This window comes from Myxococcales bacterium, assembly GCA_022184915.1.
Lineage (GTDB): Bacteria > Myxococcota_A > Polyangia > Fen-1088 > Fen-1088 > JAGTJU01.
The window spans coordinates 418,120-442,449 of sequence record JAGTJU010000003.1 but is presented as its reverse complement, the minus strand read 5'-3'; the positions used below and the strand labels follow the sequence as shown (position 1 = coordinate 442,449).

Sequence of the window (24,330 nt, the reverse complement as noted above, 5' to 3'; positions counted from 1 at the left end):
CACTGGCACCGCTCATGCTCTCCCTTCTCATCGCGCTGGTCATTGGTGCGGTCGCGTTCACCACAGGGTTGGTGTTCTTCGACCCGTGGTCGGGGGTGTTTCTGGGCCTCGCCGGCCTGGTCATTCCCCTTGTTCTCATTGGCCGCAAGGTGCTCCGGCGCCTCGAAGCCAAGAACAAAGAGGCAGAGGCGCACATCTCGGCGCAGCGATTCGACAAGGCCATCGCCGTGTTCGAGAGCATGCGGCCGCTGGGTCTATGGTTTCCGCGTCTGGCGGCGTCGATGGACGGACAAATCGGTGTGCTCAAGTACGCGGCGCAACGGGACTTCGAAGGGGCTCGCCCCTACCTCGAAAAGGCCCCGGCGAAGCTGTGGATGGCCCGCGGCATGCTTGCTGCGGCGCACTTCAAGAAGCACCAGTACGATTTGATGGAGAAGGCCTTCGAGGTCGCCGTCGCCAAAAACAAAGAACAGGGCCTGCTCTGGGCCGCCTACGCGTTCTGCGAGCTGAAGCGGGGCGAAAAGGCCAAGGCGCTCAACGTGCTGCAGCGGGGTGTGGCTGCCCTGCCGGCGGACGCCCGCCTCAAGGCGCACCTGGCCTCCCTGGAGAAGGGCAAAAAGCCAAAGATGTCGGCTTACGGGGCCGAGTGGTACTCGTTCCACATCGAGACGCCCGCGATGGCGGGGCAGGGCCAACCCAAGTTCATGCCTCCTCCCGACAAGATCGGCGGCGGCAAGCGCATGCGCGTCCGGCGCATGTAGGGCCTGCCAGGAGCCATTGAAGATGTCGGGGGCGCTGCCCATCAGCCCGCTTGCGCCAGGCCGCCGGTGGACATGGCCGGTTCCGGGCTCGAAGAGCATTACGAACCGGGCGTTCGTGCTGGCGGCTTTGGCCGAGGGCACCACGCGGCTTTCGGGTGTTCTCGAGAGCGACGACACCCGGTACATGCGGCTTGGCCTCGAGGCGATGGGCGTGCGCGTGCGTGACGACGGGCCCATCGTGCAGATCGACGGCGGCTGGACCCGGCTGCGTGCGCCGCGCGAACCCCTGTTCGTGGGCAACAGCGGCACGACCGTGAGGTTCCTGGCGGCCTTGGCGGCGCTCGTCCCCGGGCAAACCACGCTCGTGGGCGATGAGCACATGGCCAAGCGCCCCATCGCCGATCTCGTCGACGGGCTTCGCCAGCTGGGCGTTTCCGTGACGTGCGCCTCCGGGTGTCCGCCGCTCACGATCACGGGAGGCCTTTACGGGGGCAGTCACGTGCGGATGAGGGGCGACCGGTCCAGCCAATACTTCACAGCTCTCTTGCTCATGGGCGGCCTGTGTGGCCGGCCGCTGCGCATCGAGATCGAAGGTCCGCTCGTCAGCCGGCCTTACGTGGAGATGACCATCCGCATGCTCGAGGATTTCGGCGCCCAGATCGATACCGAAGCGAACGCCTTCGTGGTTCACCCGGTCGAGGCCTACCGGCCTTTGACCTACGCCATCGAGCCCGATGCCTCGGCCGCCAGTTATCCCTTTGCTTTGGCGGCGGCGGGACGCCACGACATCGTCGTGGAGCTCGGCACCCGATCCTTGCAGGGTGACTATGGGTTCGTGGACGTGCTCGCGCAGATGGGGGCCGAGGTGGAGCGCACCCCCCTGCAGACGCGGGTGCGGGCCGCCACGCGCCTACGGGGCGTGGACGTGGACATGCATCACATCTCCGACACGGTGATGACGCTGGCCGCGATCGCGCCGCTCGCCGAGGGGCCCACGACGATCCGCAACGTGGCGAACATCCGCATCAAAGAGACCGATCGTTTGCTGGCCACCGTCACCGAACTGCGCCGTCTGGGCCAGGACGTGGAGATGGGGTCCGACTGGCTTCGGGTGAACCCGCGGCCGCTGACGCCTGCCACGATCGATTGCTACAGCGATCACCGCATGGCCATGAGCTTCGCGGTTTTGGGTTCGGTGGTCCCCGGTGTCACGATCGCGGACCCGGCCTGCGTGTCCAAAACGTATCCGCGGTTCTGGGACCACCTGGCCGACTTCGGCGCGCGCGCGGCGGTGTGAATCCCATCCGCCGTTGGGTCGTTCACGGCGTGCCGTCAGGCCGGTTGCGGAGAAAGTCCGCCACCTGGGCAAACGCCCGTTGCAGGTGGGCCACCACCTCGGGATCGAAGGCGCCCTCCGCGATCGCGGCGTTCATCGAACGCAGCCAGGCATCACGCATCGCCGAATCGACGGGTACGTGAGCGTGGCGCATCCGCAGCCGCGGATGTCCGTGGACCTGCATATAGGTCTGGGGGCCGCCAAGCCAGCCGATCAAAAACAGACAGAAGCGCTCTTGTGCCTCGGCGGTCACCCGCCCATCGGGCTCGCATGCGTGCAGCCGGGCGAGCGCCGGCTCGTGAAGCGCCATGTGCTCGTAAAACCGCGCCACCAGGGTCTGGACGGCGGTTTCCCCGCCCATCAGCGCGTAAGGAGGTGTCTCGGGGGACAGCGCCATGGGTCAGGGGAAGCGAATGTCTCGCATTTTGCCGAGGGCATTCATGATGTCGAGGTGAACGTCGAACACCGGCTGATCGGCTTGAATGCGGGTGAGGATCGTTCCCGGGTAGGCCTTGATGCAGCTTTCCGTCTCGGTTCGATACACCTCGAGCCGGTGAGCGATCACGTCGTCCGAGGCGTCGTCGGGGCGGTTCTCGGTCATGGCCCTCTTCTTCATGCGCCGGACCACGAGATCTTCGTTGTAAACGGAGAGCTTGAAGATCTTGATGACGGCTGCGAGCTGATTGAGCAGGTTCACCTGCGTGCGGTTGCGCGGAATGCCGTCGATCACGAGCAGATCCGCCTGGGGGATTTTGCGTTGTTCGATGTGCTGAGCGAACAAGTCCATCACGAGTTGATCGGGCACCAAGTTGCCTGCTTTCAGGTAGGACCAGACCTCGTCATAAAGCGGGTTTCCGGGTTTGAGCCCGCGAAAGATCTCGCCCATGGCGACATGATGAAAACCAGGCAGCGCGTTGAGGATTTTGCCCTGAGTTCCCTTGCCACTGCCGGGGTAACCGAAAAGCAGAATGGCTCTGTGCATCGAGATCGCTGTCCTTGCGGGGGGTAAAGGGGCAAATGGGTGAAGGGGGCCGGGCGGAAGAAGCAAACCCGCGGCCGTGTCCCCGGCACCGGGGGAGGTAACTTAAGGCCATTTCTCGGGCCGCGGCAACCGTTTCCGGACGGGCAATTAAGCGCCCTTCCGGGATGCCGATGTCATGTCCGTGGGTCAATCGCGCACGGACGACCCGACCCGGAGGGCGTCGTGGGACACGAGGGGCCGCGCAGCGCAGCCGGCCGCGGACGAGCGCGTCGTGCAGGTGTCGACCAAGTGCAAGTCGGTCGACGACTTCGTGGCTCGCTTCTCTGCCTTCGCCACGGAGGACAGCCCTCGACGCGCGGCCCATCGTGCGGGTGAAGCTGCGTGAAATGGACGAAGCGAACGAGCGCCTCTTCCTCCGGCTCGCGGAACACGCCAGCCGTCCCGCTTCTCGGGAGAGCTCAGTGGACGAGGAGCGTACGGTGGTCCCCACGGGTCAGATTGAACCGCCGCTCCTGGCGCACCCGGCCCGGCCCCGTCCGCCCCGACTGCCCCCACCCCCCCTACCTCCCCGGTACCTCGACGCGGGGCCGCGCGTCCCCCCGCGCCGCCTGACGCCCCCGCCCCCGCCGCTGGGGGGCGTCGTCCCGAGGGACCGTCCGTTCAGCGTGAGGCTCGCCCCGGGCGGTGTGGACGACACGGCCAGGGTGGCCGCCGCGGTCTCCGGGGGCACCAGTGCCGGGGCGGCGGCGGCCGGGCCGTGGGCACCGACGTGCGGCTTCGTGCGGGCTCCCAGCGGCTGAAGGTGAGCCGGTTCGAGACCGTGACGGTCCACGTGCGCTTGCCAGGCCACCGACCGTGGCACACGACAGCGTACCTCAAAGACGTGCACAACGCCCTCGAGGCGCGGCTCGACCCGCTGCCGGGGACCAAGGGGAAGAAGTAGGGCGGGCCCCCCCCGAGGCGCAATGATTTCCACGCCGCGCGCCGTAGCGTAGACTGCGGGCGAAAATGATTGATATCAGGCTCATGCGTGAACAGCCCGACCTCGTCCGGGCAGGTCTAAGGCGGGTGGGCGCCGACGTCGACTTCGACGCGCTGCTTGCCCTCGACGAACAGGTCCGAAAGCTCAAGACCGACTCGGAAACGATCAAGGCGGAGCAGAACCGCCTCTCGAAGGAGATTGGCCGCGCGCCCGATGCGGAGGCACGGCAGGCCGCCGTGGCCCAAGGCGCCGCCTTGAAGACGCGCTACGAGACACTCACCCAGGAGCTGGGGCAGCTCGAGGCCGCGCTCGAGGCGAAGCTGCTCGAGGTGCCGAACCTGCCGCACCCGTCGGTGCCCGAGGGAAAAGACGACACGGAAAACCGGATCCTGCGCGAGGAGGGACGGAAGCGGACCTTCGACTTCAAGCCGGGCGTGCACTGGGAGCTCGGCCCCAAGCTGGGCATCCTCGACTTCGACCGCGGGGTGAAGATCTCGGGCTCCCGCTTTTACGTGCTCAAGGGCCAGGGGGCCCGGCTTCAGCGCGCCCTCATTGCCTTCATGCTCGACCTGCACGTGGAAAAACACGGCTACACCGAGGTGCTTCCGCCCGCGATGGTGCGCCGCGAGTGCCTCGTGGGCACCGGCAACCTGCCGAAGTTCGGCGACAACCTCTACCGGGACGCGGTCGAGGACTTCTGGTGGGTGCCCACCGCCGAGGTCCCCGTGACCAACCTCTATCGGGACGAGATCCTCGAAGGCCAGAGCCTCCCTATCAAACACGTGGCCTACTCGCCCTGCTTCCGCCGCGAACAGATGGCCGCCGGCCGCGACACCCGCGGCATCAAGCGGGGCCACCAGTTCGACAAGGTCGAGCTGGTGAAGTTCGTGCGGCCCGAGACCAGCATGGACGAACTCAAGGGTTTGCTCGATGACGCCGAGGACGTTCTGCGTGCCCTCGAGCTGCCCTACCGTGTGATCGAGATGTGCACAGGGGACCTTTCGTTTTCCGCCATGGTCAAGTTCGACCTCGAGGTGTGGGCGCCCGGGTGCGAGGAGTGGCTGGAGGTGAGCTCATGCTCGAACTTTGGCGACTTTCAGGCCCGCCGCGCGCGCATCCGCTTTCGAGACGGCAAGGACAAACCCCAGTTCGTCCATACGCTGAACGGCTCGGGGCTGGCCCTGCCGCGGGTCATGATCGCGGTGATGGAGTCGTACCAGCGGGCCGACGGGCGGATCGACGTGCCTGCCGCCCTCCGGCCCTACATGGGGGGCGCGGAGGTCATCGGGTGACGCGCGTGGGCGGGGCAGGAGGTCTGCGTGGAAGGTAAGCCGCTCGCGCTTGCCTGCCTGGGCGCGGCCGCCGTGGTGATCTTCGGGGGCGTGCTGTTGCTCTACGGGGCCTCGCCTCCGCCCGCCCCCCCGGTGCCAAAGTCCCCGCCTCCGGTCAACCAGATGATGCCGGAGCTGAAGTATTCTCAGCCCATCTACCAGGCGCTCATCGAGCAGGATGCCAAGAAGTACGCGGTTTCGGCGCCGGCGCTCGCCGAGCTGGCGCAGCCGATACCGTACTACGACGAGATTCGGGGGCGCCGCGCGCTCAAGCCCGGAAAACCCCTCGAGACGCGGCACCTCACCCTCACGCTGAAGGTGGAAAAGCGCCAGGCCATCGTGGACGGGCAGACCTTCCGTGCGGACCACCTGGTGCTGGACATCGAAAACCGCACCGACAACTACCTGGCTTACAGGGTCGTCACGCAGGTGCCGCGCAACCAGCGCTGCCAAAACAAGGGGGACATCCCCCACAACGCCATCATCCTGGCGCCGCACACCAACGTGCAGCGCACCGAGTGTTTGTTCCGCGACGCGAGCACGCTCGATCTGCTGAGCGTCGAGGTCATGGAGGTCGCTCCTCTTGCGGCCCACTACCTGTCGCGCCTGCCCCCCGCGCTCGTGCTATACGACGCGCGGACGGCGTCGGGACATGTGCCGCTCGCCGGAGAGCTATGCCCGCAGACCTTCTCCTGGAGTGAGATCCGCGACGGCGTCGAACGCAACGAGTTCGACTGGAAGGACATCATGGACTTCTACGCGCGGCACAACTGCGACGAGTACGCCTTTTTCCGCGCCTACCGTTATCGCAGCGACGCCTCGGCGCCGCTGCCGGCACGACCCTCGACCTGAGCGGCCGGGCGCTCCATCCAGGGGCGCGGAAGGGCGGCAGACCGTTTGGGCCCTTTGCGGGCCTGTTTCGCGCAAATCTCGATTTCCTGTGAGTTTTTGCCACTTTGCGCTCGGCCGCGGATTTGGTTAGAGTCAGGGCTCGAATCTCGTCATGACCAAAGCCGACCTCATCGTGGCGATCGCGGATCAGCTCAAGCTGCCGGCCGGGCGGGCAGAGCTCATCGTCGACCAGATCTTCGACGGCATGGTCGAAGCGCTCAAGCGTGGCGAGGGTATCGAGATCCGGGGCTTCGGCAGCTTCACGATTCGGGACTACAAGGCCTACGAGGGCCGGAATCCCCGGACCGGAGAGACGGTCCACGTCAAGCCGAAGCGCATGGCCTTCTTCCGAGTGGGCAAAGAGCTGCGGGAGCGTGTGAACGAAGGCAAGGGAGAGCTCGCACCGGAGACCGACGAGGACGAAGACGAGCTCGGCGAGCTGCTCGAAGAGGCCAACTGAGCCGGCGGCGCCATGCGGCCGGGGGATGAGGGCGGCGGCGAGATGGACCTCTTCGAGCGCGCTGCGGGCAAAGGCCACGCGGCTCCTGTTCCTACCGAGGAGGTCATTCGGGAGGGCACCCTCGAGCGTATCGTGTTCGCCGGTCACGACGGGGCCTTCACGGTCGCCCGCCTCAAGGTGGAGGGGGCGGCAGAGCTCGAGACCATCGTGGGCGCCTTGCCCGGGGTACCCGAAGGGGCACGTCTGCGCGTGCGTGGCAGCTACGAGGACAACCCGCGCTTTGGCCGGCAACTCAAGCTCGCAAGCTACACCGAGCTGGCGCCGGAGACCCTCGAGGGCATTCGGCGGTATCTCGGCTCTGGGCTCGTCAAGGGCATTGGCCGCGAGATGGCGAGCCGCATCGTGGACCGCTTCGGCATGGCGACTCTGGAGATTCTGGACCGCGAGCCCTACCGCATCGCGGAGGTTCCCGGAATCGGCAAGGGCCGCGCGCAAGCGTTCCGGCAGGCGTGGCTCGAGCAAAAGGGCGTACGCGATGTGATGGTGTTTTTGCAGGGCCACGGTGTGTCCCCTGCCTTCGCCGCGCGCATCTACAAGCGCTACGGCGCCGCGGCCGTGGCCCGCGTGCGCGACAACCCCTACCGGCTGGCCTTCGACGTGTGGGGCATCGGGTTTCTCTCGGCCGACAGGCTCGCCACCAGCTTGGGGGTGGCCAAGGACGCCGCGATCCGGATCGAGGCGGGCCTGCGCCACGTACTCGACGAGGCCAATGGCGGCGGCCACGTGTTCGTGCCGCGCCTCGAGCTCGAGCGCCTGGCGGCCGAGCGGCTGGGCGTCGACGAGGCCCTGGTGCGTCCAGCCGTGGACGTCCTTGGGCGCGAGGGGGTGGTCGCGCTCGACAGCGTGCCCGAGCACGGCGAGATCGTCTACGAAACAGGCCTGTTCCGCGCCGAACGCGAAGTGGCCCTGGCATTGGTGCGGCTGCGCAACGCCCCTCCTCGTGTGCACATGAAGGGCGACGTTGCGGCGGCGGTGGCCCGCTACGAAGCCGCCGCGGGCCTTGCGCTCGCCCCCGCGCAACGAGAGGCGATTGGCCGGGCGCTCGGCGAAAAGGTGCTGGTGGTCACGGGGGGCCCGGGCGTGGGCAAAACCACCATCGTGCGCGGCGTGGTGCAGCTGTGTCGGGCGGCGGGGCTCACGGTGGCCCTGGCCGCACCCACCGGGCGCGCCGCCAAGCGCCTGGCCGAGGCCACGGGCCTGCCGGCCGGGACTCTTCACCGCCTTCTCGAGTGGCGCCCCAAAGAGGCCGCCTTCGCCCGCAACGCTGAAAATCCCCTCGAGGCCGACCTGCTGGTGGTGGACGAAGCGTCCATGCTCGACGTGAGGCTGGCGGCGGATCTGGTGGCGGCGGTGTCCGAGGGCACGCGGCTCGTCTTCGTGGGCGACGTGGACCAGCTGCCTTCGGTGGGCCCGGGCGCCGTGCTCGCGGATCTCATCGGGTCGGGCGTGATCGCCACCGTTCGCCTCACCGAGATCTTCCGTCAGGCGGCGCGCAGCCTGATCGTCACCAACGCCCACCGGATCAACGCGGGCGCGCCGCCCGAGTTCGGGGCCCCGCCCGAAAACGGCGCCCCCGACGAACGGGACTTCTTTTTCCTCGAAGAGCCGGACCCGCAAAAGGCGGCCGAGACCGTGCGGGATCTGGTGGTGACACGGCTTCCGAAACGCTACGGCTTGTCCCACGCCGAGATTCAGGTGCTGGTGCCCATGCACCGCGGGGATCTGGGCGCCCTGCGCCTCAACCACCTGCTTCAAGAGGCGCTCACCGCGGGCGCGGCCGAGATCGCACGCGGCGAGCGGCTCTTCCGGGTGGGTGACCGGGTCATGCAGGTCCGGAACGACTACGACAAGGACGTGTTCAACGGCGATGTCGGCCACGTGACGGCGATCGAAGGTGACACGCTGACCGCCACCTTCGAGGGCCGCTCCGTCACCTACGAAAACGACGAGCTCGACCAGCTCGCGCTCGCTTACGCCGCCACCGTCCACAAATCGCAGGGCTCGGAGTACGCGGCCGTGGTCTTGCCCGTTCACACGCAGCACTTCGTGATGTTGCAGCGCAATCTGCTCTACACGGCGGTCACGCGGGGCAAGCGCCTGGTGGTGATGGTGGGCACGCGCAAAGCGCTCGGCCTCGCCGTGCGCAACGAAAAGGCCAACGTGCGTCATAGCCGTCTCGCAGAGCGCCTGCGACAGGCGGCGCGCGTTTAGGGAACGTCCTCGCACACCTGCATCTCGCCGCGGGTGCGATCGAAGACGTAGTGTGTTCCGCAGGCGGCACAGCAGGGCGGGCCCGCGTCGTCAACCGCGAGGCGCAGGCCGCAGCGGCAGATCCAGCCGATCTGCACCGCGGGCACACCGGCCACCAGGGCAAACGCGGGCACGTTACGGGTGACCACGGCCCCCGCTGCCACGAAGGCGTACGCCCCGATGTCGTGTCCGCACACGATGGTGGCGTTCGCACCAATGCTGGCGCCGCGGCCCACGTGAGTGGGGCGATACTCGTCGCGGCGGATCACGAAGGCGCGTGGGTTCACCACGTTCGTGAACACCACCGAGGGCCCCACGAACACGTCGCTTGCCAAGGTCACGCCGTCATACAGCGACACGTTGTTTTGAATCTTGCATCCGTCGCCCACGTGAACGGTTGCGGCCACGAACACGTTTTGCCCCAGGGAACACCCCGCACCGATGTGGGCTCCGGACATGACGTGGCAGAAGTGCCAGACCTTCGTGCCGGGGCCAAGCACGGCGCCCTCGTCCACGATGGCCGAAGCGTGGGCCCACGCGGGCGCCACGGGGGCGCTGGGCGCGCGCTGCCCTTCGGGCTTTGCACCCGTCGCGCCGGTCTTCATGGGGCGATGTCCACGGGGGCGCCGCCGTTGCGCAGTGACTCTTGCCCCGCCTCGAGCGTGCGAACGACGGCAAGGCCCTGCTCTCCGTCGCTGCGCGGCCGCTGCCCCGTGCGAACGCACGTAATGAAGTGCTCACATTCTTCGAGCAGAGGCTCTTTGTTGGGTACGGCGGGTGCGATCACGTCGCCCGAGCGTACGGCCACGCCCTCGGCGTACGTGGTGTGCCCCGGGGAGGGGATCGCGCTTTTGTCATAGATCTTCACGCGTTCGTCAGCCGCCGTGTCGTCGAAGGACAACATGCGCTTCGATCCCACGACCGTGAGGCTGCGGCGCTTGTGGGGATCCAGCCAGGATACGTGAATGTGTGCCGTGCGGCCCTGTGAAAACCGCAGCGCTGCGAAGGCGATGTCTTCCACGTGGCGTTCGCGCTGCAAGAATACGGCGCCAGTCGCGGATACGGCCACGGGGGCCTCGCCGAGCAGGTGCATGGCCACCGCGATGTCGTGGGGCGCGAGCGACCACCAGGCATTCTCGGTCTCCCGCACGATGCCGAGGTTCACACGCTGGCTGTAGAGGTAATGGATATCTCCCAGCTCACCGGCATCGATGCGCTGTTTCGCGAGCACTACGGCAGGGTGGTACAGCAGAAGATGACCCACCATCAAGGTGAGCCCGCGCGTGCGCGCCAAAAGACACAGCTCTTGGGATTGCGCGCTCGTCAAGGTGAGGGGCTTTTCGACGAAGACGTGGCGTCCCGCTTCGAGTGCGGCTTTGGCCAGCCGGTGATGGTTCGGAACGTCCACCGCCACGGCCACGGCGCTCACCGCGGGGTCGGCCAGAACCTCCTCGTACGACAAGGTGATCTTGACGCCGGGATGGCGTGCGGCCGTGGCGCGGAGCAACTGCGGGTTCAGATCACAGACCCACGACAGGTCGCAGCCCTCGGCGATGGAAAACGCCCGCACCACGTTTTTGCCCCACCCCGAAGCCCCCACCACGGCAAGTCCCACGCGATTCAAGGAAGCGGTTGGCATCGGCAGCTTGATCCTATCATCGGTTCCCTGACGAAAGGCTTTTGTGCGCGCACGGAGAGGGACGCAGCTTCCCCCAGGAGCTCGGTGGGGTAATCTCGGCGCATGAACGAGGTGGTGGCATTTTGTGGGCGCACGCGACGTCCCTTGCGGGCCTGGGCTCGGCTGGCGCTCCTGGGTCTTGGGGCTTGCGCGTCCGCCCCGCACGCGCCGGGTGTGCTCGACAGCCCGCGGGTCATGCTTGGCTACGGCAACGGCCAGGCCGAGAGTGTGCTGTCGTTTCCCGACAGTGCCTACGAGGCGCTGGTGCGCTTCGATCTTCCTGCGGGTGCGGGCCGACCCCGGCGCCTGTGGTTCCGCCCCGCCGCGGCCGGCACGTTTCAGGTATCCGTGTACCGTTCGTCGCCGCTCGACGGCCCGGGCGAGCCTCTCCATCAAGGCCCCCAAGAGGTGGGCACACGCTTTGGTTGGGAGGTGGGCCGCCAGCGCTGGCTGGTCGCCGATCTCGAAGGGGTGACCGGCCTCGCGGGGCTCGACACCGTCTGGGTGGGCTTCAAGAAGCTGGCGGGTGAGCCGGCCCTTTGGTCGAGCGACAAGGACGCGGGCCACTACTACATGCGCAGCCTGGATCCCTCACGCCACATCGCCCTTCTGCCAGTCCGCCGAGCGCCTCTCGTGCAGCTCGAGCTGCCGGACGCACCCTGACTCACCGGGCTCACACGTGGCCGAGGTGCCACTCGGGGCCGACCTGGCGTGCCTTTCGGATCCCCGCCACCACGTGGGCTTGCGCCTTGGCGCAGGCCTCGGGCAGCGCGTTGCCTTCCGCCAAGGTCAGCGCCAGGCTCGTGGCATACGAGCAGCCGGTCCCCCGCACGTTCGGGCCCGCGATGCGCTCCCCCTCCACCTTGTGGGTACGCCCCGCGTGCACGAGCACGTCGACCACGGACGACGTCACGAGGTGGCCACCCTTGATCACCACGGCCCGGGCGCCTTGGTTGGCCAGAACCTGGCCGCACCACACGGCCTCGTCGACCTCCGTGACGGGGCGGTCGCAAATCAGGGAGGCCTCGCGGACATTCGGCGTGACCACCCAGGCCCGCGCGAGCAGGGGGGCCAGGGCCTGACGCAGGTTCACCGGACCGGGATCGAACAAGGCACCGCCCGCCGTCGCGCCCACCACCGGGTCGAACACCACGGGCCCCCCGAAGCCCTCGAGGGCGCTGGCAATCGTCCGCAACAGGCTCGAATTGACGGCCATGCCCACTTTTACCGCGGTGCGGCCCGGTGGCGCTTCCTTGAGGGCCAAGCCGATGGCGCGCTGGAGCTCGTCGGCGGGTCGGGGGTTGATGGCCTGCACGCCGTGCAGGGGAGACTGCTCCGCCCAAGCCGTCCCGACCAGCCGGAAGGACGCGCCGTGGGCCCGTGCCGTCAGCCCATCACGCAAAATGCCGGCGCCCCCCGACGGGTCGAGCCCGCCAATCGCAATGAGATGAAGGTGGTCTGCCACTGACACCGCGTCCTTTTACTGGAAGCGGGGGCCGTTGGCTCGAAGAAGCCGCGCCTCCGCCGTTTTGTTGCAGGCCCTCCTCGACCCGGGCCGCTGCGTTCCAGCCGCGCCGTGGACGGAAGGGGTGTGGGGTAAGGCCCCGTGGGACAAAGCGTGGCTCCGCGTGAGGAGGGTTTCGCGGGGCTGGCCTCGAAAAGGGGCGTGTGAAACCTGGGCTCGACCGCGCTTCGCTGATATGGTTCGAGCCGGTCCCGGCACGCCAGCCGCGTGGTTAGGGAAGTTCCTGATATTCTGGGCTAAGATCAAACGGCCGTGGGCGTCGTCCTTCCTCAGCCGATTCAGTTCGGCAAATACACCCTCTTCGAGCGCATCGGGCGCGGAGGCATGGCGGACGTGTTCAAAGGGCGCGTCCAGGGGCCCGCTGGCTTCGAACGCATTTTCGTCGTCAAACGTATCCTGCCCCATCTGTCCGACGACCCCACCTTCACGAAGATGTTCATCGAGGAGGCCAAGATGTCGGCCCGCCTCAACCACCCGAACATCGTGCAGGTGTTCGAGCTGGGTTCGGTGGACGGCGAGTACTTCATCTCGATGGAGTACGTGCGAGGCCGTGATCTGGCTGAAACCATGCGCACCTTGTGGGCGCGCGTAGGTCCCCCTCGGCCAGAGCTGGTCGCCTACGTGGGCCGCGAGATGTGTCGCGCCCTCGACTACGCCCACCATCTACGCAGCGACGACGGCAGGCCCATGGGGATGATCCACCGGGACGTGTCGCCCTCGAACGTGATGCTGTCGTTCGAGGGGTCCGTGAAGCTGCTCGACTTCGGCATTGCCAAGGCTCTGGGCGGTGAAGGTTCAGACGAGGGCACCCAGAAAGGAACCCTCAAGGGCAAGTTCGCCTACATGGCGCCCGAGCAGACCCGGGGCAACGAGGTGGACAGCCGTATCGACATCTTCGCCACCGGCATCGTGCTGCACGAGATCCTCACGGGGCGCCGCCTCTTCAAGGGAGACAACGATTTGCAGACCGTCGAGAGGGTGCGCCAGTGCGAGGTGCCTCCGCCCTCACTGCAAAACCCCCTGTGCCCGCCCGAGCTCGACGCCATCGTCCTCCAGGCGCTGGCGCGCAGCGCGGACCACCGCTTTCAGTCGGGCGGCGAGATGGCAGATGCCCTCGACGACATCGTCCATGCCTCCCGGTTTCAGCCCACGCACCTGGCGGGGCTCATGCGCGATCTCTTTCCGGGGGAGGCGCCGCAGGACGGGCGCCAGACCAACACCGGCTCGGTGCGTGTGAGCCAAAGCATGCCCGCGTCGAGCTCGCGGCCCTACACCCTGCAGGTTCGTTCCCCGACGCTTCCACCGGTTTCGGTCTCGGTGAGCGCGTCCGGCAGCTCGTCGTTGGCCGAGCAGGCCGCGCAGGCTGCAGCGCTTGCGGCCCAGCCCGCCTACAAAAGACCTGGCTTTTTGGTGAGCATGGTCCTCATCGTTGCGGTCGCGGGCTTTGCGGGGGGGATCGTGGTCGTGCGCAACCTGTCCCAACCCAAGGTGATCTATCGAACGGGCGGCACCGCCATCAAGGACGGGCCTTTGCAGATCGAAGTCGATTCGATTCCGGGGGGCGCGGACGTGTTCGACAAAACATCGAACAAGATGCTTTGCACGACTCCCTGTGTCGCCAACATCGACTGGAAATCCGCTGAACCTACGGAGCTCGTCCTTCGAAAAGAAGGCTACGACGACGTCACCAAGTCCGTGCGGCCGCCGCTCAAGGTGTTCGCCAGCCTGCGCCCCACCGTGGGCTCCGGGACCCGCCCTGCGGTGCCCGACATGCCCACGCAACCCATGCCTTCGGTCAAGCCCACGGGCAACGAGGCCGAGTCCACGCGGTCTCAGGGACGGCGCCCGTCGTCCTCGGGGCGCAGCGAATCGAAGCCTGAACGCAAAGACCCCAAGGCGGGCGGCGGGAGGCGCGAGGCAGCCCCGGAGGCGGAGTTGGCTCTTTGACGGGGTCGTCATCGTTCGCTTTCGTGCCCCCGCCCTCTACGTCCCATGTTCTCGCAGCGCCGTGTTGCCGTCGTCGTTCCGGCCTACAACGAAGCCGACAAGATCGAGCGCACCCTGGCGTCCATCCCGCGCTTCGTGGACCACGTCATCGTCGTCGACGACGCGAGCGGTGACGAGACGTCGCTGCGGGCGGGCGGCGTCGCCGATCCGCGGGTCGAGGTGATCCGTCACGCAGGGAACCGGGGGGTGGGCGCCGCTCTGGTCACCGGCTACGAGCGAGCGCGGGCTCTCGGGGCCGACGTTACGGCGGTGATGGCGGGCGATTCGCAAATGGATCCCCGCGACCTTCCCCACCTGGTGCAGGCCGTGGTGGCGGGGATTGACTACGCCAAGGGCAACCGCTTCGCTGCCCCGGGGGTCTACCGTGAAATGCCCCTGTCGCGGCTCTGCGGAAACCTGGTCCTCTCGCACCTCACCCGCGTGTGCTCGGGGCTGTGGCATGTCTTCGACTCGCAGTGTGGTTACACGGCGGCGAGCCGCCAGGCCTTGGACGTCATCCTGGGCGAGCCCACGTTTCCCCGCTACGGCTACCCAAACGACGTGCTCGTCAGGTTGGCCCTGGCGGGCGTTCGGGTGGCGGACGTCCCCGTGCGCCCTGTTTACGGGCCCACGTGGCGATCGGGCATTCGGCCCCACAAGGTGGCGTGGCCCATCCTGCGGCTGCTGGGACGTGGCCTCGGCCGCCGGCTGCTGCGGCGGCTCTCGGGGCGCACCGCGCCCGCACGCGCATCGACCCTCAGCCCCGAGCTCTAAGGGACCGGCATGGGCGCAAGGCTCCAAGACCGAAAGCTTCCCGCCACGTGAACCGCCGCTTCGGCGTCGTGACGAGCTCGTTTCCCCGCCGGCAGGGGGATTGGGCCGGCCGCTTCGTGCTCACTCAGCTGCGCCGAAGGTCGACATGCGATCCTGCGGTGCCCGACGTGATTGCGTGCGGGCTTCCGGAAGGTGCGGGCAGGGTCGAGGGCGTCTCGGTCTTCCGCGTGGGGGGCGAACGGCTCTTCAGCGGCCCGGGCGCCCCCGAGGTCTGGGACGCGGCTTCGGGCCTGGCGCGGGGGGCCCTCGCCCTCGAAGCCCTGGGCGTGGTGTACCGCCTCGTCGACGCCATCCGGAGCCGGTCGCCGGGGTGGGGGGGCGTCGAGAGCCACTGGATGGTGCCCTCTGCTCTGGCCGTGGCCCTGGCGGCGCCAGGCTTGCCGCACACGAGCTTCGTACACTCGGGAGACCTGGCGTGGTTACGGGCCGCGCCCGGGGGGGCCGCGTTGGCCCGATGGATCGTACCGCGCTGCCAGCGCGTGGTGTGCGTCTCCGCGCCTTTGGCCCGGCAGCTGCGCGAACTTTTGGGTACCTGGCCCGCCGGGGTGCCGCTCGACGTGGCGCCCATGCCGGTGGACGCAGAGCTCTTCGCCCGCGCCGCTGCGCCCCCCCCGAGGGCGTACCGGGTGCTTGGGGTGGGCCGCCTGGTTCCCATCAAGGGGTTCGACCTTCTCTTGCGAGCAGTGGGCGGCCTGCCCCTGCCCGAACGGCCCCCCGTACGCCTCCTGGGGGAGGGGCCCGAAGCGCCCCGCTTGCAGACTCTGGCCACCCGGCTCGGTGTCGAGCTGTCCGTTCCGGGTGCCGTTTCACCCACCACCGTGGCGGCGGCGCTGCGCGAAGCCGCCGTGTGCGTCGTTCCGAGCCGCGCGCTTCCGGGCCCCCGCGCGGGTTCAGCCTCGCGGACCGAGGGCATGCCGCTCGTGGCGCGGGAAGCTTTGGCCGTGGGCACACCCCTCGTGGTGGCCCATACGGGAGGCCTCGCCGACCTTCGCTCCGAGCCCGGGGTCTTTACGTTCCCCCCTGGTGACGCCCGGATGCTGCGATGCGTTCTGAGTAGTGTTTTACGCGCCCGAAACACGGAGACTGCGTAGTCGAGGTGGCACCCAGGTGCGCAAGCGCGCACCCACATACGCTCCTTGCTCGGCCTCTCCGGGCCTAAACACCTGAAATCACGAAGCAGCGGTCTCGGCATGGCTGATGCAAACTCCCTTCCAAAGGCGACCCCTCGCGCCGCAAGGAGTGACGATGATTCAAGGCCACCAGATCGACGTTTCCCTGGTCCTGGCAGTTTCCGACGCGGAAGACAGCGTTGGCAGCGACATCCGGGCGTTCGCGGCCCACATGGCGGGCTTGGGGTTGCGTTTCGAGATCGTGGCGGTGAACGACGGCTCGCGCGACAACAGCCTGGGCGTGCTCAAGCTCCTCGAGCGGCAGCTCCCCCAGTTGCGGGTTGTGTACCGCGATGTCGCCGGGCGGGCGTTCGTGCGCGGCATGGCCGAAGCGCAGGGTGCGGCGGTGATCTTGGCCACCACCCAGAACCGGCCGCTCACCTGGGCGCCTCTCGGCTGGGCCTTGGGTCGCCTCGACGCCGGCCGCGACGCGGTGGTGTTGCGGTCCCGTTACGTGGTGGCGCGCCGTTTGCCCTGTCTTCCCGCCGTGGCGCGGGCGCGGGGTGAATGCTTGGCGTTCGAGCGCCGCTTCGAGCGCGAGGCCTCCGGTTTAGCCCTCGAACTCGTGGGACAGCGAAAGACGGGCTCCGTGCTGTCCGATCTGGCCACGGCGCTTCGTGCCCCCCTGCGCCGCCTGCCACTGCCGCTGCCGCGGTTCTGAGGACAGGATCGCGCGCAGCCTGATACCCGGATTGGTCGGTGGAATGACCGGCTGCTAGGATTGCCTACTGTGTCTTTGCTGATTGCGATCCTGGGCCTTGCCCTCCTGATTGTCGTTCACGAGTGGGGCCACTTCATCGTGGCGCGCCTGTGCGGCATGCGCGTCGAGCGGTTCTCGATCGGCTTTGGCAAGCCCATCGCCTCGTTCAAGAAGGGCGATACGATCTACCAGATCGCACCCATTCCCCTGGGTGGCTTCGTTCAGATCACGGGCCTGAACCCGCACGAGGAGTTCGACCGGGACGACCCTTACGTCTACCCGAACCGTCCCCGGTGGATGCGCCTGGCGGTGCTGGTGGCAGGACCTCTTGCCAACTACATCACCGCGGTGTTCCTGGCCTTTGCCATGTTTGGCTACTGGGGCGTGCCGTCGCTCAAGGTGGAAAAGGTCATGCCGGGCACACCGGCCGAGACCGCCGGCTTCAAGGCCGGGGACGAGCTCGTGGAGGCGGCCGGCAAGCCCGTGTCCGTGCGCAACCCGATCACGGACGTGATCGCGCAGTCGGGCGGCAAGCCCGTGCCCGTCAAGATCCAGCGGGGCGGCAAAGAGCAGGTCATCACGGTGACCCCGGCGGCCCAGGACGGCACCTACCGTATCGGCGTTCAGATCGGCGGAGGAAGCCTGCATCAATCCTTGCCCTTGGCAGAGGCCGTGGGCTTGGCCGTCATGGTGCCCGTGGACCTCTCCGGACGCATCCTCGACGGCCTGTGGCAGATGGTCACCGGCAAACAAAAGGCCGCGTTGTCGGGACCCGTGGGCATCGCTCAACGCATGAAGCAAGCGGCTGACAACGGCGCCCTCGAGTTTTTGGATCTTCTGACCATGCTTTCGGTCTACCTGGGTCTTTTCAACTTGCTGCCCTTCCCGGCGCTCGACGGCGGGCGGGTGCTGTTCCTGATCTTCGGTTCGCTCGGCCGGCGGGACGTCAACGCCAAGACCGAGGCGGCCGTGCATTTCGTGGGGCTGGTGCTGCTCCTCGGGGTCTTCGTGGTCGTGACCTTCAACGACATCGTCGGCTTGTTCACGCGCTGACGGCGGTCGTCGCGCGCTCATGTCTGCCCCTGGAAAACGCCGCTCCCGCATCCACGAGGGCCTGGTAGGCCCGCGTGCGCTCGTGGGCACACCCTACCTGGCCGACGCCGGCCTGAGGGCGGACTATGCCGCCGAGATTGCGCCGCGCACGGCGGCCATGCTCACGCGGATCTTCGATCTGCACGTTCCGGGTCTCGTGCCCCGCCGCGTGTTGGACCTGGGCGCCGGCACGGGCATCGTGGCGCACACCCTGAGAGCGCGCTTCGGAACCGGGCTCGAGGTGGTGACGGTGGACCGGGTCGCCGGCCCCGGCATCACGGTGGTGGCCGATCTGTCGCGCTCCGGCCTGCCAGAGGGCGTGCGCGGGCGCTTCGACCTCATCGTCGCGGCCCACCTCTTGAACGAGTTCGCCTCCCACGAGCCCTCGGTGCGGGCGGAACGTGTGCGGTCCTGGCTGGCCAGCTGGTTGGCCCCCGAGGGGCACCTCCTCATCATCGAGCCCGCCCTCAAGGAGACCTCGCGCGCGCTGCTGCAGGTGCGCGATCACCTGGTTGCCGCGGGCGCCTTCGTCGTGGCCCCCTGCCTCACCCAGGCGCCCTGTCCCGCGCTGGCCCATCCGCGAGACTGGTGCCACGACAGCGCGCCCCGGGCGCAGAACACCCGGGCGGATTTTTCGTACCTGGTCATCGCCCCGCAGGGCACCGCCCCTCGGGATCCCACCTGGCTTCGGGTGGTGAGTGACCTCAAGAAGGAAAAGGGCCGTACGAAGTGGTTTGGCTGTGGGCTCGAGGGGCGTACGGCCTTCGAGCTCCAGACGCGCGACGTCACAAGCCAAAACGAAGCCTTCTTGCGCCTCGAGCGGGGCCGCCTCTGCCGCGTCACCCAGGCCACGCCCAGCGGCACCGGGCAGCGTATCGGGCCTGACGCGCTCGTGACGCAGGTCGCGCCTTCCTCGCGGGCCTGAGCGCCGGATCGGTTTGGCGCCTGGCGCTTCGTGCGCTAGCGTCGGTGCGCCCGATGTCCCGTCGCAAGCTGCTCGTGATCGTCCCGTGCCTCAACGAAGAGGAGGCGCTGCCACGCCTGCTCGACAGGCTCGACCGCGCGGCCGCGACCCTGCGCGACCGGGTGCAGCTGGACGTGCTCGTGGTCGACGACGGCTCTGTCGACGGGACCGCCGCCATCGCCCGTGCCCGGGGCGCCCGCGTGGCGCGCCTCAGCCACAACCTGGGCATTGGGGCCGCCGTGCAAACGGGCCTGCGCCTCGCCGCCCGTGACGGCTACGACTGGGCAGCCCAGATCGACGGAGACGGCCAGCATCCGCCCGACGAGCTGGCGAAGCTGCTCGACGCCTACGACACCCACGGCGCGCCCGACCTCATCATCGGCTCGCGTTTTCTCGAGCGCGTGGGCTTTCAAAGCACCCGTCTGCGCCGCGTGGGCATCGGGTGGCTTTCGTTCCTGCTGCGGCTCTTCGCCGGCATCAAGGTGGTCGATCCCACGTCGGGCTTTCGGCTGTTCGGTCGCCGCGCCCTCCAGCTCTTCGACGAGGTTTACCCCTACGACTACCCCGAGCCCGAATCGCTGGCGATTGCTGGCGCCGCGGGGCTGACTCTCGTGGAAGTACAGGTGCACATGGAACCAAGGCAGGGTGGATTGAGCAGTATCTTTGGCTTGAGGGTCGCTCACTACATGCTCTGCGTGAGTATCTCGTTGATGTTGACGGTGTCTCGCCATCTGGAGCGTCGCGAGGCTTGACGCACGTGACAGGAGGCGAGCTCGAAAGGTACGCAGCCTTCGGTGCCATCTGCATCGGCTTCGCCCTGCTGATCCTTTACTTGGTGTTCAAGCGCCGCCTCGCGCTCCAGGCGAGCTTGCTTTTTTTGCTCTTGATGTTGGGGCTGGGAGCTGGGTTCTTTCTGCTCCACTTCGCGCCCGAGATCGTCTCGATTCTCGGGTTTACGCTGCCGGCGAATCTGCTCTTTTCGGTCGGCCTGGGCACGCTGACCTTCGTGCACCTCTTGAGTCTGATTTCTCTTTCTCGCCTCGAGAGGCGCTCGATCACCCTGACACAGGACCTGGCCCTGCTTCAGGAGAAGGTGGAACGACTCTCCCGGAGCGCTCGCTCCGGAGGCGAGTGAGCCGTCGGAGTGAATCGATGAAGCCGGATGTGGTGACTGTTAGTTTCGGCAATCCAGACCTGCTTCTTCCCCTGCTCCGCTCGTTGGAGCTGCAGTCAAAAGACATCGGAGTGATTTACCTTTGGCACAACGGCCCTCGTGCCTTCGATCGAGCCGCTTTGGCTCCATTCACGAGTCTTCGAATCGAAGTAGATGAATGTGACCAGAACTTGGGTTACGGGGCTGGCGTCAATCGCGGATTCGCGAAGAGTCGCGCCGAGATCATCGTGGTCGTCAACCCTGACGTTGCCTTGGCGCCTGACTGCATCCGACAGCTGGCCAACCGGTTCGTGAGTGACCCTGCTCCCGTTCTGGTTGGCGGTCTTTTAACCGACGCTGAGGCAAGGGTGAACGCTCATGGTCTTTCTTTGACATTCGACGGTTTGGGCATCGACGAGGCTCGCGGGCACATGCCCGAAGCCGTCAGTGTGCGGGTTGCGCGGCCCTTGGCGCCCTCAGGGGCGCTGTTCGCGGTCAGCAAGGGGCGTTGGCACCAGCTTGGCGGCGCAGCATTATTCCCTGAGTCTCTTTTCCTCTACATGGAGGACGTTGCGTTGGGAATTAAGGTTCGGAGAATGAACGCGGTGGTTGCGTTCTGCCCGGAGGCCCGGGGGGTACACGAGTTCTCGGAGAGCACAGGGCGCCGAAGCCCCTTGAAGCTGTATCAGGTCGAGCGCAACCGCCTGTGGATCCTGCGGAGCCTGAGAGGCCGGAAACATGCCCTGTTCACCTTTCCCTTCACACTTTTGCGATTCGCTGCCTATGTGTGCCCGGTCCGTGCCCGGGGCGCGACCAAGGGGGCACCCGGAGGGCTTGACCCGAGATGGGCCCTGGTGCTGGCGCGGGCTTGGCGTGACGGGCTCTGTACATCGTTGCCAGATGAGTTGTCGCAATACTGGGGTGAGACGGCTCCACGAAGCCTTCGCGGCTACTACGCGCCTCTCGCGGCCCAGTTGCGTGACCCCACGCGCTAACTATGCCTAAGTCAGGATTCAAGTAGGATGACCGTTCATGGATGACCAGGACGCCGCCCCGGGCAGCTTCGACCCTCTCGTGGGCACCGTGCTGGCGGGGCGCTACGAGATCATTCGGCGCATCGGTGAAGGGGGCATGGGCGCCGTCTACGAAGCGCGCCACACCGTCATTGGCAAACGCGTGGCCGTGAAGGTGCTGCTCGAGCGGCTGGTCGAAAAGCGAGAGCTGGTGGCGCGTTTGCTCAAGGAGGCGCGGCTCGCGAGCGCCATCGGCCACGAGAACATCGTGGATGTCACCGACTACGGCACCACGGAGGATGCGCGGTCTTTCGTGGTGATGGAATATCTCGAGGGTGAGCCGCTCTCGGCGCTCCTGGCGCGTGAGGCCCCTCTCCCCGTGGAGCGCTGTCTGCACATCATCAAGCAGGTGGCGAGTGCACTCGGCGCGGCCCACGACAAGGGCATCGTCCATCGTGACATCAAGCCTGAGAACATCTACCTCGTGCGCCGCAGTGACGAAGACTTCGTCAAGGTGGTGGACTTCGGCGTGTCGAAGGCGGTGCGAAGCGCCGACGAAGGTCCCGAGACGCTGCGACTGACCCGCACGGGCATTCTGCTTGGTACTCCGCTTTACATGTCGCCCGAACAGGCACGCGGCGAAGAGGACATCGATGCCCGCGCCGACGTCTGGGCCGTGGGCGTGGTCTTTTACGAGTGTCTCACGGGCGAAGTGCCGTTTCGGGCCAACAACTACCTGCAGGTGATCTCGCAGGTCTTGAACAACGAGGTCATCGTGCCCTCGAAACTTTTGCCCGAGCTCGGAATTCCGGTGGCGGTCGAGACCGTGGTCATGAAGGCCCTCGCCAAATCGCGCGAGGAACGCTACCAGAGGGTCGTGGACCTGCAGCGCGACGTCGAGCGGCTCCTCACCGGAGATCCCAACGTCACCTTCGATCGGCCCGTCTCGGCTGTGGCCGCTGCCGAGGCGCCGCGCGTGGGCCCGCGGTGGCACCTCGGTATCGCGGGCGTCCTGGCCCTGGGCCTTGGCCTTGCGCTTTCGCTGGCGCGTACGGGAACCCCCCCAAAAACGCCCCGGAAGCCTTCTGTCCCCGCCGTTTCGGGAGCCGTGAAGCCCCCGGCCTCTGGCCGCGCTCTGGCCCCACCCGCAGGGGTCCCAGCGGCCCCAGAGGTGCCGCTGACCCTCTTCGACGCAGGAAGCGCTTCCGTCAGCGCGGTCCCGGGGCGTTTACCCGATGCCCGCAGCGCTTCCCCGTCAGCGCGGCCGCGGCGACAGCCGCCCCCTTCGAAGACGCTCCCCGCAGACGGCAACCCCAAAAGCCCCGCCGAAAGCGACGATCTGGCACCCGGCAAACAGATCAAATACATCGGCGACGACGTGGCCCCCTCGTCCGAAAAAATCTTCGGCCGCAAACAGACACCTGCTGCCCCAGAGGAGGGAGGAACACCGTGAGACGCCTGCGCTGGCTTGCATGGTTGTTCTGCGGAGCTGTCGTGGCGGCGCCCGCGGCCTTCGCCCGCGCGGAGGGTGCAATGGCGGCGGAGCTTTCTTCTGCGGCACGGGAGCGCGCCCGCAACCACTACGAAACGGGGCTTGGCCTCTTCGACGCGGGCGATCGCGAGCAAGCCCTCGTCGAGTTCAAGATGGCGCTGGACCTCTTTCCCAGCAATGACGTGGTCTTCATGCTCGCTCAGTGCGAGTACCACCTTGGGCGGCTGAAAGACGCACGGGCCCACTACGAGACCTTCGTGGCGCACGAACCTGAAGGTCCCCTCGCCGAAGCAGCGCGCCTGCGCATCGCCGCGATCGATCGGCGGCCCAGCACTGTGGTCATCAACACGGTGCCGAGCGACGTGGCGGTGACGCTCGAAGGGGCGGGTCAACGCGTGACCGGTGAGGCCCCGAACGAGTTTCAAGTGCCACGTGGGACCTACAAGGTGACCGTGTCGCGCGCCAACTTTCAAACGCAAGTCCGCACCGTTGACGTGGGCATCGCCGAGACGAAGCCTCTGTTTTTCAAGCTGGATCCCGTGCCGGGTCGCCTCGTGGTGACCACACGTCCCCGGCGCGCGACGCTTTTCGTGCGCGGCATGCGGGCCGAGAACCCCTACAACCAGCGCCTGGATCCTGGTGTCTACGAGATCTACGCCGAGGCAGAGCACCACGAAAGCCGTCGCGAATCCGTGGAGGTTCGCCCGGGTGAGGACACGCGGGTCTCGTTTGGGCTCGACTACGTCCAGCGCAACGGTCGCACGGAGCTCATCGCCTTTTGGGGCCTCGCGGGTGCACTCGCCGCCGTGGGGCTGGTCTCCGATCAAGTCGCTCCCGTTGGAAGTGCCCAAGACACCAACCCGGCGTCGCTTTCGCTGCTCACCGCCGCCGCGGGCGTGGGGGCCGTGACCGGCGGTCTCATCGGGGCCCGCCTGACGCCACGGTATATCCCCGACAACCAGGGGATGTATCGCATCGGCGCAATGGCCGTGGGCACCCTCGAGGGCGTCTTTGGGGGACTGGCTTTGTCGTCCGACCTTTCCGGCGCGCTCGTCGGCGGCGCTTTGGGGCTGGCCGCGGGGGCCGCCTTCGGCATCGCCACGGACGAACGGGCGCCCACTTATGGCCGGGTCACTTTGATCCAAAGCAGCGCCGCGATGGGCGCCCTGGCAGGCGCCCTGGCAGTTCCCGCCTTGGGCCTCGACCACGAAGACCATCTCTATCTGTCCATGCTGTTGGGCCTCAACGTGGGCGTCGGCGTGGGCCTGGCGGGCGCTTACTTGCCCGATCAGACGAAGTACGGACCCTCCTGGCAGCGCATGGTGCTCGTGGACCTGACGGTGGCCGCAGGGGCTTTTGCGGGGGCTCTGGTGGGCGCGATCTCCGAATGTGCCCAGGGGGCATCGGAGTGCCAATTCCAGGATACGCCCACCACCACGCGCAGGGCCCTGGCCGGAGGCGCGCTCGGCCTGGTGGCAGGCTGGCTCGTGACACGCAGCGTAGACGACCCGAACCGCACCGCCAACAGCGCCGCAGCGCCTTCGTGGTTACCGCACCTCGCTGCGTTGCCTGTGCAGAGTCGCGAAGGACGCACCACGCTCGTTCCCTCCCTCTCGGCGCAGGGACGCTTTTAGACGCTTCGGCCCCCGTTTTCGAATTGACTCCCTGCGC

25 protein-coding genes are annotated in these 24,330 nt (G+C 67.4%); 19 read left to right on the top strand and 6 right to left on the bottom strand.

Annotated elements, in window-relative coordinates:
• The first annotated feature begins 14 nt into the window (after window positions 1–14).
• On the top strand, window positions 15–761 hold the full coding sequence (locus KA712_13320) for a tetratricopeptide repeat protein (protein ID MCG5053937.1): 747 nt from the start codon (window positions 15–17) through the stop codon (window positions 759–761).
• A 22-nt stretch (window positions 762–783) separates the two neighbouring features.
• Window positions 784–2,058 (top strand): 3-phosphoshikimate 1-carboxyvinyltransferase, encoded by a 1,275-nt coding sequence (gene aroA / locus KA712_13315; GenBank protein ID MCG5053936.1) that lies wholly within the window; start codon window positions 784–786, stop codon window positions 2,056–2,058.
• Window positions 2,059–2,080: 22 nt separating this feature from the next.
• Here the strand turns inward: aroA and KA712_13310 are convergent, their stop codons facing one another.
• Window positions 2,081–2,494, bottom strand: a complete 414-nt coding sequence (locus KA712_13310) for a cyanoglobin (GenBank protein ID MCG5053935.1) — start codon at window positions 2,492–2,494, stop codon at window positions 2,081–2,083.
• A gap of 3 nt (window positions 2,495–2,497) precedes the next feature.
• Window positions 2,498–3,079: a nucleoside monophosphate kinase gene (locus KA712_13305; protein ID MCG5053934.1), complete on the bottom strand. Its 582-nt coding sequence runs from the start codon at window positions 3,077–3,079 to the stop codon at window positions 2,498–2,500.
• 175 nt (window positions 3,080–3,254) lie between these two features.
• Here KA712_13305 and KA712_13300 point away from each other — a divergent pair, with 175 nt between their 5' ends.
• Window positions 3,255–3,464: a hypothetical protein gene (locus KA712_13300; GenBank protein ID MCG5053933.1), complete on the top strand. Its 210-nt coding sequence runs from the start codon at window positions 3,255–3,257 to the stop codon at window positions 3,462–3,464.
• Between the two features lie 108 nt (window positions 3,465–3,572).
• Here KA712_13300 and KA712_13295 read toward each other — a convergent pair whose 3' ends face one another.
• Window positions 3,573–4,055: a PEGA domain-containing protein gene (locus tag KA712_13295; protein MCG5053932.1), complete on the bottom strand. Its 483-nt coding sequence runs from the start codon at window positions 4,053–4,055 to the stop codon at window positions 3,573–3,575.
• A gap of 32 nt (window positions 4,056–4,087) precedes the next feature.
• Between KA712_13295 and serS the strand changes: the two genes are divergently transcribed.
• The 4 genes from serS to KA712_13275 all read left to right on the top strand — a co-directional run bounded on the left by serS (window position 4,088) and on the right by KA712_13275 (window position 9,014).
• A complete protein-coding gene (serS, locus tag KA712_13290) occupies window positions 4,088–5,353 on the top strand; it encodes a serine--tRNA ligase (protein ID MCG5053931.1) in 1,266 nt (421 codons plus the stop codon).
• Window positions 5,354–5,380: 27 nt separating this feature from the next.
• A complete protein-coding gene (locus KA712_13285; protein ID MCG5053930.1) occupies window positions 5,381–6,244 on the top strand; it encodes a hypothetical protein in 864 nt (287 codons plus the stop codon).
• Between the two features lie 151 nt (window positions 6,245–6,395).
• Window positions 6,396–6,743 (top strand): integration host factor subunit beta, encoded by a 348-nt coding sequence (locus tag KA712_13280; GenBank protein MCG5053929.1) that lies wholly within the window; start codon window positions 6,396–6,398, stop codon window positions 6,741–6,743.
• A gap of 42 nt (window positions 6,744–6,785) precedes the next feature.
• Window positions 6,786–9,014: an ATP-dependent RecD-like DNA helicase gene (locus KA712_13275; GenBank protein MCG5053928.1), complete on the top strand. Its 2,229-nt coding sequence runs from the start codon at window positions 6,786–6,788 to the stop codon at window positions 9,012–9,014.
• Here the strand turns inward: KA712_13275 and KA712_13270 are convergent.
• Window positions 9,011–9,658, bottom strand: coding sequence for an N-acetyltransferase (locus tag KA712_13270; protein ID MCG5053927.1), 648 nt, complete (start codon window positions 9,656–9,658; stop codon window positions 9,011–9,013). The two genes, KA712_13275 and KA712_13270, sit on opposite strands and share 4 nt — an antisense overlap.
• A complete protein-coding gene (locus KA712_13265; protein ID MCG5053926.1) occupies window positions 9,655–10,692 on the bottom strand; it encodes a Gfo/Idh/MocA family oxidoreductase in 1,038 nt (345 codons plus the stop codon). The genes KA712_13270 and KA712_13265 overlap by 4 nt, the downstream gene beginning before the upstream one ends.
• 102 nt (window positions 10,693–10,794) lie before the next feature.
• Between KA712_13265 and KA712_13260 the strand changes: the two genes are divergently transcribed.
• A complete protein-coding gene (locus tag KA712_13260) occupies window positions 10,795–11,394 on the top strand; it encodes a hypothetical protein (protein MCG5053925.1) in 600 nt (199 codons plus the stop codon).
• Between the two features lie 10 nt (window positions 11,395–11,404).
• On the opposite strand, the gene KA712_13255 is transcribed toward KA712_13260, so the two are convergent.
• On the bottom strand, window positions 11,405–12,202 hold the full coding sequence (locus KA712_13255) for a hydroxymethylpyrimidine/phosphomethylpyrimidine kinase (GenBank protein ID MCG5053924.1): 798 nt from the start codon (window positions 12,200–12,202) through the stop codon (window positions 11,405–11,407).
• 306 nt (window positions 12,203–12,508) lie between these two features.
• On the opposite strand from KA712_13255, the gene KA712_13250 reads away from it, so the two are divergent.
• The 11 genes from KA712_13250 (at window position 12,509) to KA712_13200 (ending at window position 24,293) form a co-directional block, all read left to right on the top strand.
• Window positions 12,509–14,203: a serine/threonine protein kinase gene (locus KA712_13250; GenBank protein ID MCG5053923.1), complete on the top strand. Its 1,695-nt coding sequence runs from the start codon at window positions 12,509–12,511 to the stop codon at window positions 14,201–14,203.
• A gap of 45 nt (window positions 14,204–14,248) precedes the next feature.
• The gene (locus KA712_13245) at window positions 14,249–15,016 is read left to right on the top strand and encodes a glycosyltransferase family 2 protein (protein ID MCG5053922.1); all 768 of its coding nucleotides are present in this window, start codon (window positions 14,249–14,251) and stop codon (window positions 15,014–15,016) included.
• 47 nt (window positions 15,017–15,063) lie between these two features.
• Complete coding sequence (locus KA712_13240) at window positions 15,064–16,167, top strand: glycosyltransferase family 4 protein (GenBank protein ID MCG5053921.1); 1,104 nt, start codon at window positions 15,064–15,066, stop codon at window positions 16,165–16,167.
• Between the two features lie 154 nt (window positions 16,168–16,321).
• Entirely contained in the window at window positions 16,322–16,906 is a 585-nt protein-coding gene (locus KA712_13235; protein ID MCG5053920.1) for a glycosyltransferase, read from the top strand.
• 69 nt (window positions 16,907–16,975) lie between these two features.
• On the top strand, window positions 16,976–17,998 hold the full coding sequence (locus KA712_13230) for a M50 family metallopeptidase (protein ID MCG5053919.1): 1,023 nt from the start codon (window positions 16,976–16,978) through the stop codon (window positions 17,996–17,998).
• 19 nt (window positions 17,999–18,017) lie between these two features.
• On the top strand, window positions 18,018–18,962 hold the full coding sequence (locus KA712_13225; protein ID MCG5053918.1) for a small ribosomal subunit Rsm22 family protein: 945 nt from the start codon (window positions 18,018–18,020) through the stop codon (window positions 18,960–18,962).
• Window positions 18,963–19,015: 53 nt separating this feature from the next.
• Window positions 19,016–19,753, top strand: a complete 738-nt coding sequence (locus KA712_13220) for a glycosyltransferase family 2 protein (GenBank protein ID MCG5053917.1) — start codon at window positions 19,016–19,018, stop codon at window positions 19,751–19,753.
• A 5-nt stretch (window positions 19,754–19,758) separates the two neighbouring features.
• A complete protein-coding gene (locus tag KA712_13215; GenBank protein MCG5053916.1) occupies window positions 19,759–20,136 on the top strand; it encodes a DUF2304 family protein in 378 nt (125 codons plus the stop codon).
• A gap of 17 nt (window positions 20,137–20,153) precedes the next feature.
• Entirely contained in the window at window positions 20,154–21,149 is a 996-nt protein-coding gene (locus KA712_13210; protein ID MCG5053915.1) for a glycosyltransferase, read from the top strand.
• Between the two features lie 37 nt (window positions 21,150–21,186).
• Window positions 21,187–22,620: a protein kinase gene (locus KA712_13205; protein ID MCG5053914.1), complete on the top strand. Its 1,434-nt coding sequence runs from the start codon at window positions 21,187–21,189 to the stop codon at window positions 22,618–22,620.
• Window positions 22,617–24,293, top strand: coding sequence for a PEGA domain-containing protein (locus tag KA712_13200; GenBank protein MCG5053913.1), 1,677 nt, complete (start codon window positions 22,617–22,619; stop codon window positions 24,291–24,293). Before KA712_13205 ends, KA712_13200 begins: the two co-directional genes overlap by 4 nt.
• The last annotated feature ends 37 nt before the right edge of the window (window positions 24,294–24,330 follow it).

Excerpts from the sequence above, each read along its gene's own strand:
- KA712_13320 (MCG5053937.1), top strand. The coding sequence starts at position 15 with ATGCTCTCCCTTCTCATCGCGCTGGTCATTGGTGCGGTCGCGTTCACC.
- aroA (MCG5053936.1), top strand. The coding sequence starts at position 784 with ATGTCGGGGGCGCTGCCCATCAGCCCGCTTGCGCCAGGCCGCCGGTGG.
- KA712_13310 (MCG5053935.1), bottom strand. The coding sequence starts at position 2,494 with ATGGCGCTGTCCCCCGAGACACCTCCTTACGCGCTGATGGGCGGGGAA.
- KA712_13305 (MCG5053934.1), bottom strand. The coding sequence starts at position 3,079 with ATGCACAGAGCCATTCTGCTTTTCGGTTACCCCGGCAGTGGCAAGGGA.
- KA712_13300 (MCG5053933.1), top strand. The coding sequence starts at position 3,255 with ATGTCCGTGGGTCAATCGCGCACGGACGACCCGACCCGGAGGGCGTCG.
- serS (MCG5053931.1), top strand. The coding sequence starts at position 4,088 with ATGATTGATATCAGGCTCATGCGTGAACAGCCCGACCTCGTCCGGGCA.
- KA712_13280 (MCG5053929.1), top strand. The coding sequence starts at position 6,396 with ATGACCAAAGCCGACCTCATCGTGGCGATCGCGGATCAGCTCAAGCTG.
- KA712_13275 (MCG5053928.1), top strand. The coding sequence starts at position 6,786 with ATGGACCTCTTCGAGCGCGCTGCGGGCAAAGGCCACGCGGCTCCTGTT.
- KA712_13270 (MCG5053927.1), bottom strand. The coding sequence starts at position 9,658 with ATGAAGACCGGCGCGACGGGTGCAAAGCCCGAAGGGCAGCGCGCGCCC.
- KA712_13265 (MCG5053926.1), bottom strand. The coding sequence starts at position 10,692 with ATGCCAACCGCTTCCTTGAATCGCGTGGGACTTGCCGTGGTGGGGGCT.
- KA712_13260 (MCG5053925.1), top strand. The coding sequence starts at position 10,795 with ATGAACGAGGTGGTGGCATTTTGTGGGCGCACGCGACGTCCCTTGCGG.
- KA712_13245 (MCG5053922.1), top strand. The coding sequence starts at position 14,249 with ATGTTCTCGCAGCGCCGTGTTGCCGTCGTCGTTCCGGCCTACAACGAA.
- KA712_13235 (MCG5053920.1), top strand. The coding sequence starts at position 16,322 with ATGATTCAAGGCCACCAGATCGACGTTTCCCTGGTCCTGGCAGTTTCC.
- KA712_13225 (MCG5053918.1), top strand. The coding sequence starts at position 18,018 with ATGTCTGCCCCTGGAAAACGCCGCTCCCGCATCCACGAGGGCCTGGTA.
- KA712_13220 (MCG5053917.1), top strand. The coding sequence starts at position 19,016 with ATGTCCCGTCGCAAGCTGCTCGTGATCGTCCCGTGCCTCAACGAAGAG.
- KA712_13210 (MCG5053915.1), top strand. The coding sequence starts at position 20,154 with ATGAAGCCGGATGTGGTGACTGTTAGTTTCGGCAATCCAGACCTGCTT.
- KA712_13205 (MCG5053914.1), top strand. The coding sequence starts at position 21,187 with ATGGATGACCAGGACGCCGCCCCGGGCAGCTTCGACCCTCTCGTGGGC.